The 14831-nt window shown below is 45.6% G+C and carries 12 protein-coding genes; 2 read left to right on the plus strand and 10 right to left on the minus strand.

Annotation, left to right across the window (positions count from 1 at the left end):
- Positions 1-36: 36 nt before the first annotated feature.
- The 6 genes from nhaD to tkt all read right to left on the minus strand — a co-directional run bounded on the left by nhaD (position 37) and on the right by tkt (position 8451).
- Complete coding sequence (gene nhaD / locus Q4Q46_RS03275; protein ID WP_226059532.1) at positions 37-1506, minus strand: sodium:proton antiporter NhaD; 1470 nt, start codon at positions 1504-1506, stop codon at positions 37-39.
- A gap of 243 nt (positions 1507-1749) precedes the next feature.
- Positions 1750-2487 (minus strand): DUF481 domain-containing protein, encoded by a 738-nt coding sequence (locus Q4Q46_RS03280; protein WP_006080338.1) that lies wholly within the window; start codon positions 2485-2487, stop codon positions 1750-1752.
- A gap of 204 nt (positions 2488-2691) precedes the next feature.
- Positions 2692-3759, minus strand: coding sequence for a class II fructose-bisphosphate aldolase (gene fba, locus Q4Q46_RS03285; protein WP_006084020.1), 1068 nt, complete (start codon positions 3757-3759; stop codon positions 2692-2694).
- Positions 3760-4010: 251 nt separating this feature from the next.
- The gene (locus Q4Q46_RS03290) at positions 4011-5186 is read right to left on the minus strand and encodes a phosphoglycerate kinase (protein WP_311905218.1); all 1176 of its coding nucleotides are present in this window, start codon (positions 5184-5186) and stop codon (positions 4011-4013) included.
- A 137-nt stretch (positions 5187-5323) separates the two neighbouring features.
- Positions 5324-6340 (minus strand): erythrose-4-phosphate dehydrogenase, encoded by a 1017-nt coding sequence (epd, locus tag Q4Q46_RS03295; RefSeq protein ID WP_006084022.1) that lies wholly within the window; start codon positions 6338-6340, stop codon positions 5324-5326.
- A gap of 116 nt (positions 6341-6456) precedes the next feature.
- Complete coding sequence (gene tkt, locus Q4Q46_RS03300) at positions 6457-8451, minus strand: transketolase (RefSeq protein ID WP_006080334.1); 1995 nt, start codon at positions 8449-8451, stop codon at positions 6457-6459.
- Positions 8452-8895: 444 nt separating this feature from the next.
- Here tkt and metK point away from each other — a divergent pair, with 444 nt between their 5' ends.
- A complete protein-coding gene (metK, locus tag Q4Q46_RS03305) occupies positions 8896-10047 on the plus strand; it encodes a methionine adenosyltransferase (RefSeq protein WP_006080333.1) in 1152 nt (383 codons plus the stop codon).
- Positions 10048-10888: 841 nt separating this feature from the next.
- Here metK and Q4Q46_RS03310 read toward each other — a convergent pair.
- Together Q4Q46_RS03310 and Q4Q46_RS03315 are read right to left on the minus strand one after the other, a co-directional pair.
- On the minus strand, positions 10889-11521 hold the full coding sequence (locus tag Q4Q46_RS03310; protein ID WP_311905219.1) for an HNH endonuclease: 633 nt from the start codon (positions 11519-11521) through the stop codon (positions 10889-10891).
- Positions 11521-12816, minus strand: coding sequence for an AAA family ATPase (locus Q4Q46_RS03315; RefSeq protein ID WP_311905220.1), 1296 nt, complete (start codon positions 12814-12816; stop codon positions 11521-11523). Before Q4Q46_RS03315 ends, Q4Q46_RS03310 begins: the two co-directional genes overlap by 1 nt.
- Before the next feature lie 594 nt (positions 12817-13410).
- On the opposite strand from Q4Q46_RS03315, the gene Q4Q46_RS03320 reads away from it, so the two are divergent.
- Positions 13411-13815 (plus strand): GNAT family N-acetyltransferase, encoded by a 405-nt coding sequence (locus Q4Q46_RS03320; protein ID WP_006080331.1) that lies wholly within the window; start codon positions 13411-13413, stop codon positions 13813-13815.
- A 38-nt stretch (positions 13816-13853) separates the two neighbouring features.
- On the opposite strand, the gene Q4Q46_RS03325 is transcribed toward Q4Q46_RS03320, so the two are convergent.
- A complete protein-coding gene (locus tag Q4Q46_RS03325) occupies positions 13854-14204 on the minus strand; it encodes a hypothetical protein (RefSeq protein ID WP_311905221.1) in 351 nt (116 codons plus the stop codon).
- An 80-nt stretch (positions 14205-14284) separates the two neighbouring features.
- Complete coding sequence (locus Q4Q46_RS03330) at positions 14285-14827, minus strand: GNAT family N-acetyltransferase (protein ID WP_311905222.1); 543 nt, start codon at positions 14825-14827, stop codon at positions 14285-14287.
- Positions 14828-14831: the final 4 nt, after the last annotated feature.

Genomic DNA, 14831 nt, shown 5'->3' on the forward strand with positions numbered 1-14831 from the left:
CCTGTCTCGATAAACGATAATCAAGCTAACGCAGTGTTAGAACATCGCGGCGTTTAACCACATGTGCACTAAAATGCTCGCCACATAACCTAAAGCTATCACAGGCGTCCACCGCAGATGTGCCCCAAAGGTGTAAATGCCGCGCGCTTGCCCCATCAGGGCAACTCCTGCCGCACTGCCAATCGAGAGCAAACTTCCACCTACCCCAGCGGTCAGCGTTACCAGTAACCACTGTCCCAATGCCATATCGGGATTCATGGTCAATACCGCAAACATCACAGGAATATTATCAATCACAGACGAAAGTAAACCCACGGCAACGTTGGCATAGGTGACATCCCAATGTGAGTACATGGCCTCAGACACTAAGCTCAAATATCCCATAAAACCTAGGCCGCCGACGCATAACACTACGCCATAAAAGAACAGCAAAGTATCCCACTCGGCGCGGGAAATGCGGCTGAACACATCAAATGGCACCACACTGCCAAGTTGCTGCAGGCGTAATTTGTCTTGTCTTAATTCCGCCTTTTCACGTTCGCGAGCAACGGAACGATTGAAGGTTTTACGCAGGTAAAAACCAAAGAATTGCAGAAAGCCTAATCCCGTCATCATGCCCAGTACAGGCGGCATACCTAAGAAGGAATGGGCACACACTGCCGTAGCAATAGTGAGTAAAAACAGCCCCACAATGCGTTTAGCACCGGGCTTAGTGTACACATGCTCTTTTTCAGGCTCAGGCACAAAATGCGGGATGAACACACTCATAATGGCGGCGGGTAAGGCAAAGTTAACGAGGGCGGGAATGAACAGATTAAAGAAATCGCCAAAGTGCACTAGGCCCTTTTGCCATACCATTAAGGTCGTGATGTCACCAAAGGGGCTAAACGCGCCACCCGCGTTGGCGGCAACGACAATGTTGATACAGGCAAGGGTAATAAACTTGCGTTGCCCTGCCCCAACCTTCATCACCACAGCGCACATCAGTAAAGCTGTGGTTAAGTTATCGGCCACAGGCGAGATGAAAAACGCCATAAAGCCCGTTAACCAAAACACAGTTCGCAGGCTAAAACCACGACCCACCAGCCAGCCGCGGATCGCATCGAACAGATTACGTTCTTCCATGGCATTGATATAGGTCATCGCCACCAGCAAGAAGAGCAGTAGCTCGGCGTATTCGAGCAAGTTTTGCTTGAATGCCGCTTCCGACACTTCGGACATGCCGTTTTGCATATAGACAAAACCTATCATGCCCCAGATGATCCCTGCCGCAACGAGCACAGGTTTCGACTTGCGTAAATGTAATGTCTCCTCGGCCATCACAAGTATATAAGCCAGCACAAACACACAGACGGCGACATAACCCACGCTCGCGGCGGTTAAATTAAGCCGATCTGCCCCTTCTGTCATAGCCCATGCTGCAGGTGAGAATCCGCTCAATATTGCAACGCAGAATAGACTCCACAACGCCATTCCACTGCCTTTAAACAACCGCTGTAATTTCATTAAAGTTCATCTCTACGTAGGAAATTACGTCGAAAATTACCATAGCTTCGGCATAGCAAATGTTGATAAAACGCAACTTTCTATGCATTACCCTATAACCAAAGGCATTTAAAACATTAATTTTTGTATAACTACAGATATTGCTAATAAAGAAAAGCTTAACGTATATTCAACTTAGTCTAAAAACAGCCAATAAAAAAGCACCTCGAAGGTGCTTTTTTGTTTTAAATCAGTGTCACAGCATTAGAAAGCATACAACAAGGTCATATTGGTTTCGGTATCTGTGCTTTTCTTATCATCCAGCGGCTCGCTGTTGTAACGCACAATAATGGCAAACTTCATCGCCAATGCGCCGATAATATTTGCCGTTAATGAGGTTTCAGAACGGGCATCTAACTTGTCACCGTAATCGGCAACGAAACGCTGTTGGAATTTAGAGGTTTCAGTGATTTCAGTTTCGAAGTTGATCACGCCGTGGGCAACAACGCTGTCGTTGGTGTCATAACCTTCGATAAGCGCTTGCTCAGTATCGAGACGTTGATAGATATAACCCGGACCCACTTCAACATCTAAAAAGGTCTTGCTGGTGTCATACAGTCTATGACCATAACCCGCTGCGCCAGATAGGGTGTAGTCATAACCGGTAAACGGGTCGACTTCATAACTGGCATTAGCAAACAGGTAGCTACGGTCTGTCATCATGTAGTTACCCTGTGCGCCCGCTAAATAGCGTTTCGCGGTGACAGAACCGGTATCTTCTTTGTATAAACCTTCTAGTAAGTACTGATTTTCCCAATCGCCAAGCTCATGCTTAAGATTTAAACGTCCCTTAAATGATGAGGTTTCAGTGTTACCTGTGGTTAAGGTGGCACCTAACTCAGCTTCACCAGCGAATGTCTTGTCGCCTTTTACAAAATCGGCCCCTGCAGTCGCCATAAAAGGTGCAGTCATTAATATCGCTGCGGTCAGTACTTTTTTCATGTTTATCCGTTCCTGTTCCGTTAAATCCAATCCCTATAAATATCTGTTCTTCCAGCAAAGCTGGATAAGCACATATTAATATGGGTTAGTTTTTTCCCCTGAAAATCTGCGCAATATTAGCATTGACGATTAAAAAATGAAAATTGCATCTATTTTAAGCATAAAAAAACCCGCATTAGCGGGTTTTTGTCCTAGCGATAACGCTTACATGTTGATCTTAGGATCTAACGCGCCAGACTGATACGCTTTATACATTGCTTGTAAAGACAATGGCTTAATCTTAGATGCTTGACCAGCACAACCGAAAGCTTCGTAGCGAACAGTACAGATGTCTGCCATGGCTTCCATTGACGCTTTCAAGAATTTACGTGGGTCAAATTCACTTGGGTGTTCCGCTAAGAACTTACGTACCGCACCCGTTGATGCTAAACGTAAGTCAGTATCGATATTCACCTTACGCACACCGTGCTTGATACCTTCAACGATTTCTTCTAATGGCACGCCGTAGGTTTCTGGGATCTGACCACCGTATTGGTTGATGATCTGTAACCATTCTTGTGGCACTGAAGATGAACCGTGCATCACTAAGTGAGTATTAGGAATACGCGCATGGATTTCTTTGATGCGGTCGATACGCAGTACATCGCCCGTAGGTTTACGACTGAACTTGTAAGCACCGTGGCTAGTACCGATAGCGATGGCTAATGCATCAACATGGGTATCTGCAACGAAACGCGCCGCTTCATCAGGAGTGGTCAGCATTTGATCCATGCTTAATGTACCCACTGCACCAATACCGTCTTCTTCGCCTGCTTGGCCAGTTTCTAAACTGCCTAAACAGCCGATTTCGCCTTCAACTGACACACCACACGCATGGGCAAATGCCACTGTGCGACGGGTGACATCGACGTTGTAGTCATAAGATGCAGGGGTTTTGCCATCAGCCATCAAAGAGCCATCCATCATCACTGATGACATGCCTAATTGGATAGAACGCTGACAGATATCAGGATCGGTACCGTGGTCTTGGTGGATACACACAGGAATATCTGGATACTGCTCAAGGGCTGCAGCCATCAAATATTTTAAGAACTGTGGGCGAGCATATTTACGCGCGCCAGCAGAAGCTTGCACAATAACAGGGCTGTCTGTTGCTTCAGCGGCCTGCATGATGGCACGCATCTGCTCTAAGTTGTTAACGTTGAACGCAGGCACACCGTATCCATGTTCTGCCGCGTGGTCGAGTAGTTGTCGTAGGGAAATTAACGCCATTTTTTAACTCCAATAATAGGGTGACTGTCACATTCTGCAACGCTTGGTCACCGAGGTCACTATCGTTTGGATGGATTTTTATACCCGTATTCAGATAGATACCTTAAACAAGCACCTAAAATAAGTACCTGAAAAAAATATCTAAAATAAACACGGGCGGTTTTTTTTATAATTCTTTTATTTATTATCAAGCTTTGATGATATCAGAGCTTATCGCGGCGTCTTATGCGCCGCGTATTTTAACTTAATAATCAAGCGCCGCGCTTTTCTAACATAGCCACAGCCGGTAATTCTTTACCTTCGAGGAACTCGAGGAAAGCGCCGCCGCCAGTCGAAATGTAAGACACTTTATCGGCAATACCGTACTTATCAACCGCAGCCAAAGTGTCACCACCGCCTGCGATAGAGAAGGCTTTTGAATCGGCAATCGCTTGGGCGATACGCTTAGTACCTTCACCAAATTGGTCGAATTCGAACACGCCCACAGGGCCGTTCCACACGATAGTGCCTGCAGATTCGATGATTTTAGCCAGTGCTTCAGCGCTATCTGGACCAATATCAAAAATCATTTCGCCATCAGCGACTTCGCTAACTGATTTTAAGGTTGCCGCAGCCGTTGGGCTAAACTCGCCTGCCACGACTACATCTGTCGGCACAGGAATATCGGCGCCACGGCTCTTAGCATTGGCCACTAAACGTTTAGCTTCGTCGATCAAATCCGCTTCATACAGTGATTTACCGACATTGTAACCCGCCGCCGCGATGAAAGTATTGGCAATACCGCCGCCAACCACTAGCTGATCAACGATACCTGAAAGGCTTTCTAGCACAGTCAGCTTAGTTGACACTTTAGAGCCACCGACAATCGCCACCATAGGACGCGCAGGATTATCTAATGCCTTGCCTAAGGCATCTAATTCTTGCGCCAGTAATGGACCGGCACAGGCGATGGGGGCAAACATGCCAACGCCGTGGGTCGATGCTTGGGCGCGATGTGCAGTACCAAAGGCGTCCATAACATAGGCATCACACAATGCCGCCATTTTTTGCGACAGCGCTTCGTTGTTCTTGCCTTCGCCTACGTTGAAACGCACGTTTTCGAATACCACTACTTCACCGACGGCAACGTCGACGCCGTCTAAATAATCCGTCGCTAAACGTACAGGGCACGACAAGGCTTTAGCCAAGTAGTCAACCACAGGTTGCATAGAATATTCGGGATTGTATTCACCTTCGGTCGGACGACCTAAGTGCGACATCACCATCACAGCGGCGCCTTTAGTAAGGGCCAACTCGATAGTCGGTAGAGAGGCGCGCAGACGTGCATCACTGGTGACAACGCCGTTGCTAACAGGCACATTGAGATCTTCACGAATAAGCACGCGCTTACCTTGTAGATCCAAATCTGACATATTGATAATTGCCATAGTAACGCTTCCTTTTATAATCAAAAAACAAACTGGTTTCACACATGGCCGGTATCAGTTTACTGCCGCTAGGCGCTCGACATCCCGTCGAATTGGCATATAACTGAGTGACCCACCGGTGAATAATCTACTTTTTATCAGCCTCGCTTGGCTGCGATCATCGCCAAACTCGTATCTAACATACGATTGGCAAAACCCCACTCGTTATCGCACCACAACAACAGCTTCACCAACTGACCGGCGCTGACACGGGTCTGAGTACCGTCAACAATACTGGAGCGCGGATCATGGTTGAAATCACATGAAACCAAGGGCTCATCAGTATAACCCAAAATGCCGTTAAATCGCCCATTGGCGGCCGATTCCAGCACCTGGTTTACAGTGGCAATATCGACGGTTTTCTCAAGCGTCACAGACAAATCGATCGCGGTCACGTTGATGGTGGGCACGCGCACCGAAATCGCCTCAAACTTATCTTTCATGTGCGGCAAAATCCGCTCAATACCGCGGGCAAGCTTAGTGTCTACAGGGATAATCGATTGGCCGGCGGCGCGGGTACGGCGCAAATCATCATGATAAGCATCAATCACTTGCTGATCGTTCATTGCCGAATGGATAGTGGTAATGGCACCGCTTTTAACGCCGAAGTGGCGGTCGAGCACGTCGATCACCGGCACGATACAGTTAGTTGTACAAGAAGCGTTGGAAACCACTGTGTGTTCGGCGCGGAGTAAATCGTGGTTCACACCATAGACAATCGTGCCATCGACATCGGCTGAGGATGGATGGCTTATCAGCACTTGTTTAGCGCCGGCATGAATATGGGCTTCGCAGCTTTGACGATCGAGTAATACACCAGTGGCCTCATAGACAATGTCTATGTCCATTTCATGCCAAGGGAGTTTTGTGGGATCGGGCTCGTGGAGAATTTTTATCGCATCGTCGCCAATCAGCATGTGATCATCAACGAGTTTGACTTTGTGCGCAAACCGACCGTGGGTGGTGTCGTACTGGGTCAGATGAATAATGGCTTCAGGTTTAGCTAATTCATTAATCGCGACAATCTGCATTTGCTGCCGTTTTCCAGACTCGTACAAAGCACGAAGAATAGAGCGGCCGATACGGCCATAACCATTGATAGCGACTCGGATCATTGAGGTCTCAATTTCCTCTAAATACAAAAACGGCCTGCAAAAGATTGCAGGCCGCATTATACAGATTAACACTTAAAAAGTTTAACCTTTTGTATTGAATCTAATCCCTTGAGCGATTAGCCCAATGATTTTGCTGCATTCAGCACATTTTCAACGGTGAAACCGAAGTGATTCAATAGCACGTTACCCGGGGCTGACTCACCAAAAGTGGTCATGCCAACAACAGTGCCTTCAAAACCGACGTACTTGTACCAGAAATCGGTATGCGCCGCTTCGATAGCCACACGTTTAGTCACAGCACGTGGTAATACCGATTCTTTATACGCTGCATCTTGCTTATCGAACTCAGTTGTCGATGGCATAGAGACTACGCGAACTTGTTTACCTTGCTCAGTTAATGCAGCCGCAGAATCCATCGCCAATTGTACTTCGCTACCGGTTGCGATCAGGATCAGTTCTGGTGTACCCGCACAGTCTTGCAGTACATAAGCACCTTTAGCCACGTTGGCTAATTGCTCAGCGGTACGCGCTTGGGCTTTGAGGTTTTGACGGCTGAAAATCAGTGACGTTGGCGCATTGCGACGTTGAATCGCAGCTTTCCAAGAAACCGCTGTTTCTGCCGCATCACATGGGCGCCATACGGCCATATTTGGCGTCATACGCAGGTTAGCTAATTGCTCAACTGGCTGATGCGTTGGACCATCTTCACCTTGACCGATAGAGTCATGGGTATAAACGAAGATGTTTTGAATGCCCATCAGCGCCGACATGCGGACTGCGTTACGGGCGTATTCCATGAACATCATGAAAGTTGCGCCGTAATTGATGAAACCACCATGCAGCGAAGCACCGTTCATAATGCCGCTCATGCCAAATTCACGCACGCCGTAGTAAATATAGTTACCGGCTGGATCGTCTTGAATACCTTTAGAACCTGACCACAGTGTCAAGTTAGAACCCGCTAAGTCAGCAGAGCCGCCTAACAGTTCAGGTAACATAGCACCGAAAGCACCGATGGCATTTTGTGAGGCTTTACGGCTCGCAATACCTTCGGCTTTGTCCTGTGATGCTTGCACGAATGCCTGCGCTTTTTCTTCAAAATCAGCAGGTAATTCACCTTTCAGTACACGGCGCTCATATTCAGCAGCCAGTTCTGGGTGAGCTGCGCTATAAGCCGCAAACTTCTCGTTCCATGCTGCTTCACGGGCAGCACCGGCTTCTTTGGCATCCCAACCGGCATAAACGTCAGCAGGGATTTCAAACGGTGCGTATGGCCAGCCAAGGAATTCACGGGCTGCTGCGATTTCCGCATCGCCTAATGGCGCGCCGTGGCAATCGTGGCTGCCAGATTTGTTGGGTGAACCAAAACCGATAATGGTTTTGCAGCAAATCATGGTTGGTTTATCGGTCACCGCTTTAGCCGCTTCGATAGCAGCACGGATTGCCGCGCTATCATGACCGTCAACACCGGCAATCACATGCCAGCCGTAAGCTTCAAAACGCTTTGGCGTATCATCGGTGAACCAGCCTTCAACATGGCCATCGATAGAAATACCGTTGTCATCCCAAAATGCGACCAGTTTGCCTAGACCTAAAGTACCGGCTAATGAACAGGCTTCGTGGGAAATACCTTCCATCAAACAGCCGTCGCCGACGAAGCAGTAAGTGTAGTGATCAACGATATCGTGACCATCACGGTTAAACTGTGCCGCTAAGGTTTTTTCAGCAATCGCCATACCGACAGCATTGCTGATGCCCGCGCCGAGTGGACCCGTTGTGGTTTCAACACCTGGGGTGTAACCGTATTCTGGGTGACCCGGGGTTTTTGAATGCAATTGACGGAACTGTTTCAGCTCTTCGATTGGTAATTCATAACCTGTCAGGTGAAGTAAAGAGTAGATCAGCATTGAACCGTGACCGTTAGAAAGGACGAAACGGTCTCTATCTACCCATTTAGGATTGGTCGGGTTGTGCTTAAGGAAATCATTCCACAGCACTTCAGCAATATCTGCCATACCCATTGGGGCGCCGGGATGGCCTGAATTTGCTTTTTGAACTGCATCCATACTTAACGCACGGATTGCGTTTGCGAGTACTTTACGGGAAGACATGCTCTCTCCTGCTTGTTTGTGGGGTCTAGCGGGCAATTTGGATGCATATTTTCCCCTACATGCCAGTGTGACGCAAACTAAAATTATCATTCACTCAGCAAAAGATGGCCGAATATATTCCCAAACAACCTGAAGATGCAGGATTCAGGTAGCTAGATATATAAGCTGCAGAAACAAGCTAGTCACTTTACTGGCGTTTACTTGAGTGGGCATAGCAAGGATCACTTGTAATGGAGAAATAAATTTATTAAAAATCGATTAGTCCTAATGCCATGAAATATAATAAAAATAACTTCTTTAAGACTAAATATAGTCGTTTTCAGGTCACAATCTGAGAGGATTTTTTCTCACTGGGGGTGATCGGCAATCGGATTTAAACTAAAATAGCCGTCTAGATGTAGATGCTTCTACACGTTTGAATGCTAACGACGAGATTTTCCTACTATGGCAAAGCACTTGTTTACTTCTGAGTCGGTCTCAGAAGGTCATCCCGATAAGATTGCAGATCAGATTTCTGATGCTGTGCTAGATGCAATTCTGGCTCAAGATCCAAAAGCACGCGTGGCGTGTGAAACTTATGTCAAAACTGGCATGGTATTAGTCGGTGGCGAAGTCACGACTTCTGCTTGGGTTGATATCGAAGAAATCACCCGTAAAACGGTGCGTGAAATTGGTTATACTCACTCAGATATGGGTTTTGATGCAGACTCGTGCGCGGTATTAAACGCCATTGGTAAGCAATCACCTGATATCAATCAAGGTGTAGACCGTGCTGACCCTGCTGAGCAAGGTGCAGGCGACCAAGGGTTAATGTTTGGCTATGCCAACAACGAAACCGACGTCCTAATGCCAGCGCCTATCACTTATGCCCACGCATTAGTGAAGCGTCAGTCTGAAGTGCGTAAAAACGGCACCCTGCCTTGGTTACGCCCAGATGCGAAAAGCCAAGTCACATTTGCCTATGATGATGGCAAAATTGTTGGTATTGATGCTGTCGTATTGTCGACTCAGCACAGAGATGACGTATCACAAGCCGACTTAATTGAAGGCGTGATGGAAACCATCATCAAGCCAGTATTACCGGCTCAATGGCTAAACAAAGACACTAAGTTCTTTATCAACCCAACTGGCCGTTTTGTTATCGGTGGTCCAGTAGGCGATTGCGGCTTAACCGGTCGTAAGATCATCGTTGACACCTACGGCGGCATGGCCCGTCATGGTGGTGGCGCATTCTCTGGTAAAGACCCATCAAAAGTTGACCGTAGCGCGGCATATGCTGCCCGTTATGTGGCAAAAAACATCGTTGCAGCAGGTCTTGCTGATCGCTGTGAAATCCAAGTGTCTTACGCTATTGGTGTGGCAGAGCCGACTTCTATCAGCATCGAAACCTTCGGTACGGGTAAAGTGTCTGAAGATTTGTTGATCAAGTTAGTACGTCAACACTTCGAACTGCGTCCATACGGTTTAACGGCCATGCTCGATTTAGCACGTCCGATTTATCAAGCGACTGCCGCTTATGGCCACTTTGGTCGTAACGAATTCCCTTGGGAAGCAACTGACAAAGCTGAAGCACTTCGCGCTGACGCGGGTCTATAATCGGTTTCGATTAAAACCCGTTAAGATTGCAAAGCATAAAAACCGCTACCCAGCGGTTTTTTTATGCCTGAAATTTGGGTTCCCCAAAGCAAAATCATTGTATCGCCAGTGGTGCTGCATTCATTGTCATTGTTTCCCCTATGACTCACCACCTCTTTGTTTAACAAAAAGCGTCCCTGAGGGCTCAACTAAAAGATCCTGTTTTAGAAGGTCACAGGTGCAACAATGCCAATCCTCCCCAACCCTCTAGCTGTTCGTTCAGCTAAAAAGCTATTTACCCCAAAGCAAGATAACTTTATCGTCAGTTATGCAGCATGAATTGTCATTGTTTCCCCAGTGACTCGCCGTAAATATATCCCTATAGGCTCGACGACGGCATCCATGCCGCCAACGGTCACTGTTGCAACAATGCCAATCCTTACTAACCCTATCGCTGTTCGTTCAGCTAAAAAAGCTATTGCCCCAAAATCATTTTCACTGATAAAAGTGGTAAATAGCACAATTAAAGCTTTGGGCTTATAAAAGCTAATGTGAGACACAAGATACAAGACCTGCCCCGGTAATCCCCCCGAAATTATCATATAGGCCGGAGCCTAGTGATTTTTCTTCCTGCGTGAACATTACACTTTATGCAATGTCGGAGTTTCTTTGTTTCACTCGGGCAAAGAAACAGGGAATCAGTTCTTCCATGCTGCAACTCATTGTTAAAAAATAGTTTATTGTTAGTCTTGAATAATTAAAGTATTGGCAATCTGTTCTTATTAAGACCGTTCTTATTCGGAATTTAGCCTAATATACTGTTATGCCAAAACGCCACCTAAACATAAGTAGCGCTTTGATATTAGAGCCTAGTCCCCGGAAAGTCTTGGATTAACCTTGAGGTTACATGATGTTCAGTTGAGAACACTGTCATCCAAGCTGACCAAAAACCTTTGGCTTTTGCTAAGTCTATAATAGTGTCGACGTCTATATCTCCGGCTTTATACTTTGGTAGGTACTTTTCCGCTAGAAGATAAGCATCTTTTCGATCACTCCACCGCTTATCTTTTTTACTAAACTGTGGGTGACCTGGTCTTCGATCCAAACCAACCAAATCAATTAGCATTTGTGCCCTGTCTCTTTCAGCATTTGTTGTTAAAAGTGCTGTATTAACAGTGACCTGACCTAATTGGTCATAGATGAAAATTTCAAAAGTATTGTTTACTGTAGGAAAGTACATATTTAGAATGCTTTTTGTACTTTTAACTGGGTTGCAGTTTTTACAACCAATTAGAAAGTTCCTCCAGAGATGCTTTCGTTGAGGGTGTGTATCTTTATCCCTAATGTGTTCGACATCTAACGCAGAAGAATATCCAGGACGCTCACAATAGCTACAATATCCACCAATAGTATCGATCAATTCGTCTTTTGCATCACCATGTGGATTGTAGACATATGATACTGGCTTAAATCGAGATTTTGTTATTGGGCGCATTACTTCTTCCCGATTTTTCGTTCAACTTTTAGTAAGGCGACAAGAGTTGGATCGTCTTTGAATTCTAACTCAATCTCGTCCAATCGAGACTTTATTATTGTTAGTTGCTCAGTGTCTTCTGGCATATTTTGTTTAGCCAAATGGAAGTACTCTTCAGATAAACTAAGGTATGTATTATATTTTTCACTCCGCCTTGGCTCCTCAACATCCATTTCGTCTTCAATGATTTCTTCTAATCCTTTCAAATTTACATTTTCAGATACTTCTTCAACTTGATACTCATTGAACTTAATTAGCTCATCACTAGTTACTGATTGAATTACGAACGGTGAATGTGAAGTTACGATAAACTGAATCTTTGGGAATGCTTCTTTTAACAGCCCAACAACTTTTTTCTGCCATGATGGGTGTAGGTGCATATCTAGTTCATCAATTAAAACGATACCTTCGGTATCGGTAACAGCGTGTTCACCTTTATGTGGGTTGAGTTTCACTGCTCTATAAGCAATATCCCCAGCCAAGCGTACAATGCTTTTATATCCACTACTCAACATATCGAATGATGTCCAAGTGCCATCATCCATTAAACCTAAAATAGTTTCGTGTGCCCAACTGAATCTTATCTCGTTCCACTCAGGAACCATTGTACTTATAGAGTTTACAAATGCATTATACAAGTCTTTGTTTTTATTGAACTTGAGTGCATCATCTTCTTCTTGAGCGAACCAAGATATAAACCTTTCTTCCAACGATCTTGGGTCTAAAGCACTATCATAACCATCTGTCTTAGCCGTTTTCTTTCTATCTGAGTTGCGTTGAGCCCGTTCGTTAAACAAGCGCTCAGTGCCATAATAGGCGACTAAAGGAAGATTTGTTGAGTCATGTTCTACAAACATATTTTTAGTTAGGTGAAATGCCTCTTCAATAAAGTCATTCGCTTCTTTATAGGTAGTAGAGCCTCCAGTTACTTTATCGGTACCCCGTGACCAGTTAAACTTCTTGCCGTTTAACGTTATGTCGGTTTTTACAGAAAATGGAAGTTTGTAGTTGATCTCAGTTGCAGTAAGTACTCGGCGCTTTTCAGATTGTTTGAGTGCCCTTAATTCTACTTTGCTATCATTTGTTGCTTTTCGTACGCCAAGAAAGTATGTACCAACTGTAAACGAAGCTGCATCTAAGATTGATGTTTTGCCTGTAGCATTATTACCAATTAAGACGTTGAAGTGTGGGTCAAATTCTAGTTTTAAGTCTTTAAAACATTTGAAGTTTTTGATTGATAACGAATTGATTCTCATAACTTTGCTCTGAAAAGTTTAATCTAATTGAATTATGCAGGAGCAGGCTTTCAGAGTCCACTTTTAGTATAATCGGGTAGCCGGAGGTATCTAGCCTCCAGCCCCCACACCACCCTGCATACGGCTCCGAACAGGGCGGTTCATCTAGAACGCCTAACCTAGACTCTCTGGTCAGGATAATGAACTGCGATCCATCCACCTTTTAGTGAGTACAATCCCGCTTTCTTAAGATCGTCATTAGTAATGATAATGTGAGCGGTATAGTTTAGAGCCTATGCACTAAATGATTTCTGTCCAAAAGTATGTTGTGTAATCTTTTCAATCCACAGGTTCCGTTAATACCAAAAAAGTGAGCCATGGTGATAGCGAGACGACCGTCCGCCCCATGGACGGGGCGGTCGAGCATCCAAGGACTGACGAGCGAATGCCATGGCAAGCCTGTGTGAGTGGATATCAGCAAACGCTAAACTGCTAACAACTAAAGTGACAGGTCCCCCGACACTACTTTCCAACACATTTCTGTCCAATATTGAGTTTACTGATAGTTGCTATATGATTTGAAAGCAAAAAAATATTTTTAAGGAAGAAATTTAAGTGAAATTTGAAGTTATTCATGAAGAAAATAACGCGATTGTGGATGCGCTGGTAGACGGCGTTAGGCAATTTAATGCTGGGCTATTAGGGCCTGAGAAATCAGTGCCTTTGACTGTCATAGCACGTGATGAAAATGGCAAGTTGATTGGGGGTGTGGGTGGACGGACTATCTATAAAAACTTCTTAATCAATGTTGTCTGGGTTGATGACCAAACCAGAGGCACAGGGCTTGGGTGCAAACTCATGGCGCTTGCTGAAGCAGAGGCAAAACAACGGGGTTGCTTGGTAGCTCAAGTGGATACCTTATCGATTCAAGCCCCTGTGTTCTATGAAAAACAAGGGTTTGAGATCATAGGCACAGTCACCACTACCCCTCAGCGGATCTTTCTGATGAAGAAGTATTGATCAAAAAAGTGGTTGAGGCAGAGGCAGAATAAGCGCACTTAGCAATGGTCGAAATGGGCGTTTTGCATGCACAGTAGACCAATCTGCTCTTGAGATAAAATGGCGCACTCCAGCGCCTTTTTTGTATTCGCGCGGCTGACTTGCGCATCGCTCAGTTGCGTTATCGTCGCCGAATAGGCATTGGTTCGGCCACAATCGAGCCAAATATTCCCCACTTGTACCCAATAATGCTGCGCTTGCCCTGAGTCTAAGACAAACTCGACTTCAAATCCCCTCGCCTCACATTCATGGTGGGAGCATTCAGATAAGACCAATCTCAAGTTGTCCCAAGCCGATAAATTGACTGCGGCATAGGCCGTTAATAGTGACTCAACAAATTGTACATTCATGTATTTATCTCCGTTATTTAACCTGAACTCGGGTTATTTACACAGTAGAGATTAAATCCTTAATTTCTATCATCGAACAACTAAGCTTGGGTCTTTGCCGCCATTAAATAGTAATCCCGCGCCGACACAGTAAAAAAATCCACTACCTGCATGTGCGCTTTTCCCGAGTGGGCGGCAAAGGAACGTTCATTATCTTCGGCGATAAAGGTCAACATATAGCTAAAATGCGGAGCAACTTGGCGACGAATTTCACTGACTAATGCCTCAAAAATCCCTTGTCCACGGTAGGTTTGCTGAACCCAAATCGGCCCGTATTGGCAAGAGTTGGTCTTAGTTAATTTAGGCCCATCCCAATCGAGTTGCGGCAAACGATTCAACAAAGTGCGATAAATGGGCCAATCTTCGAAGAATCCCCAGCGGCCGGCAATCACATAACCGACGATCTGCTGCTCAACCTGCGCCACTACGACCCAATGATGCTGCACTAATTCGCTCAATTCACTGTGGGAAAAAGCTTGCCCTTGCAGCCCCATATTGGCGGAGGCTAATTCGTCATTGAGATGTTTCTTCTCTAGCATCGCTAATAAATCAACATCTTGGGGTAAGGCTAATCTAATCTTCACAGTG

It is taken from the genome of Shewanella vaxholmensis (assembly GCF_031932135.1).
In the GTDB taxonomy this organism is placed as follows: Bacteria; Pseudomonadota; Gammaproteobacteria; order Enterobacterales; family Shewanellaceae; genus Shewanella; species Shewanella hafniensis.

Excerpts from the sequence above, each read along its gene's own strand:
- Q4Q46_RS03310 (WP_311905219.1), bottom strand. The coding sequence starts at position 11,521 with ATGCGCCCAATAACAAAATCTCGATTTAAGCCAGTATCATATGTCTAC.
- metK (WP_006080333.1), top strand. The coding sequence starts at position 8,896 with ATGGCAAAGCACTTGTTTACTTCTGAGTCGGTCTCAGAAGGTCATCCC.
- Q4Q46_RS03325 (WP_311905221.1), bottom strand. The coding sequence starts at position 14,204 with ATGAATGTACAATTTGTTGAGTCACTATTAACGGCCTATGCCGCAGTC.
- Q4Q46_RS03290 (WP_311905218.1), bottom strand. The coding sequence starts at position 5,186 with ATGGCAATTATCAATATGTCAGATTTGGATCTACAAGGTAAGCGCGTG.
- fba (WP_006084020.1), bottom strand. The coding sequence starts at position 3,759 with ATGGCGTTAATTTCCCTACGACAACTACTCGACCACGCGGCAGAACAT.
- Q4Q46_RS03315 (WP_311905220.1), bottom strand. The coding sequence starts at position 12,816 with ATGAGAATCAATTCGTTATCAATCAAAAACTTCAAATGTTTTAAAGAC.
- Q4Q46_RS03280 (WP_006080338.1), bottom strand. The coding sequence starts at position 2,487 with ATGAAAAAAGTACTGACCGCAGCGATATTAATGACTGCACCTTTTATG.
- epd (WP_006084022.1), bottom strand. The coding sequence starts at position 6,340 with ATGATCCGAGTCGCTATCAATGGTTATGGCCGTATCGGCCGCTCTATT.
- tkt (WP_006080334.1), bottom strand. The coding sequence starts at position 8,451 with ATGTCTTCCCGTAAAGTACTCGCAAACGCAATCCGTGCGTTAAGTATG.
- nhaD (WP_226059532.1), bottom strand. The coding sequence starts at position 1,506 with ATGAAATTACAGCGGTTGTTTAAAGGCAGTGGAATGGCGTTGTGGAGT.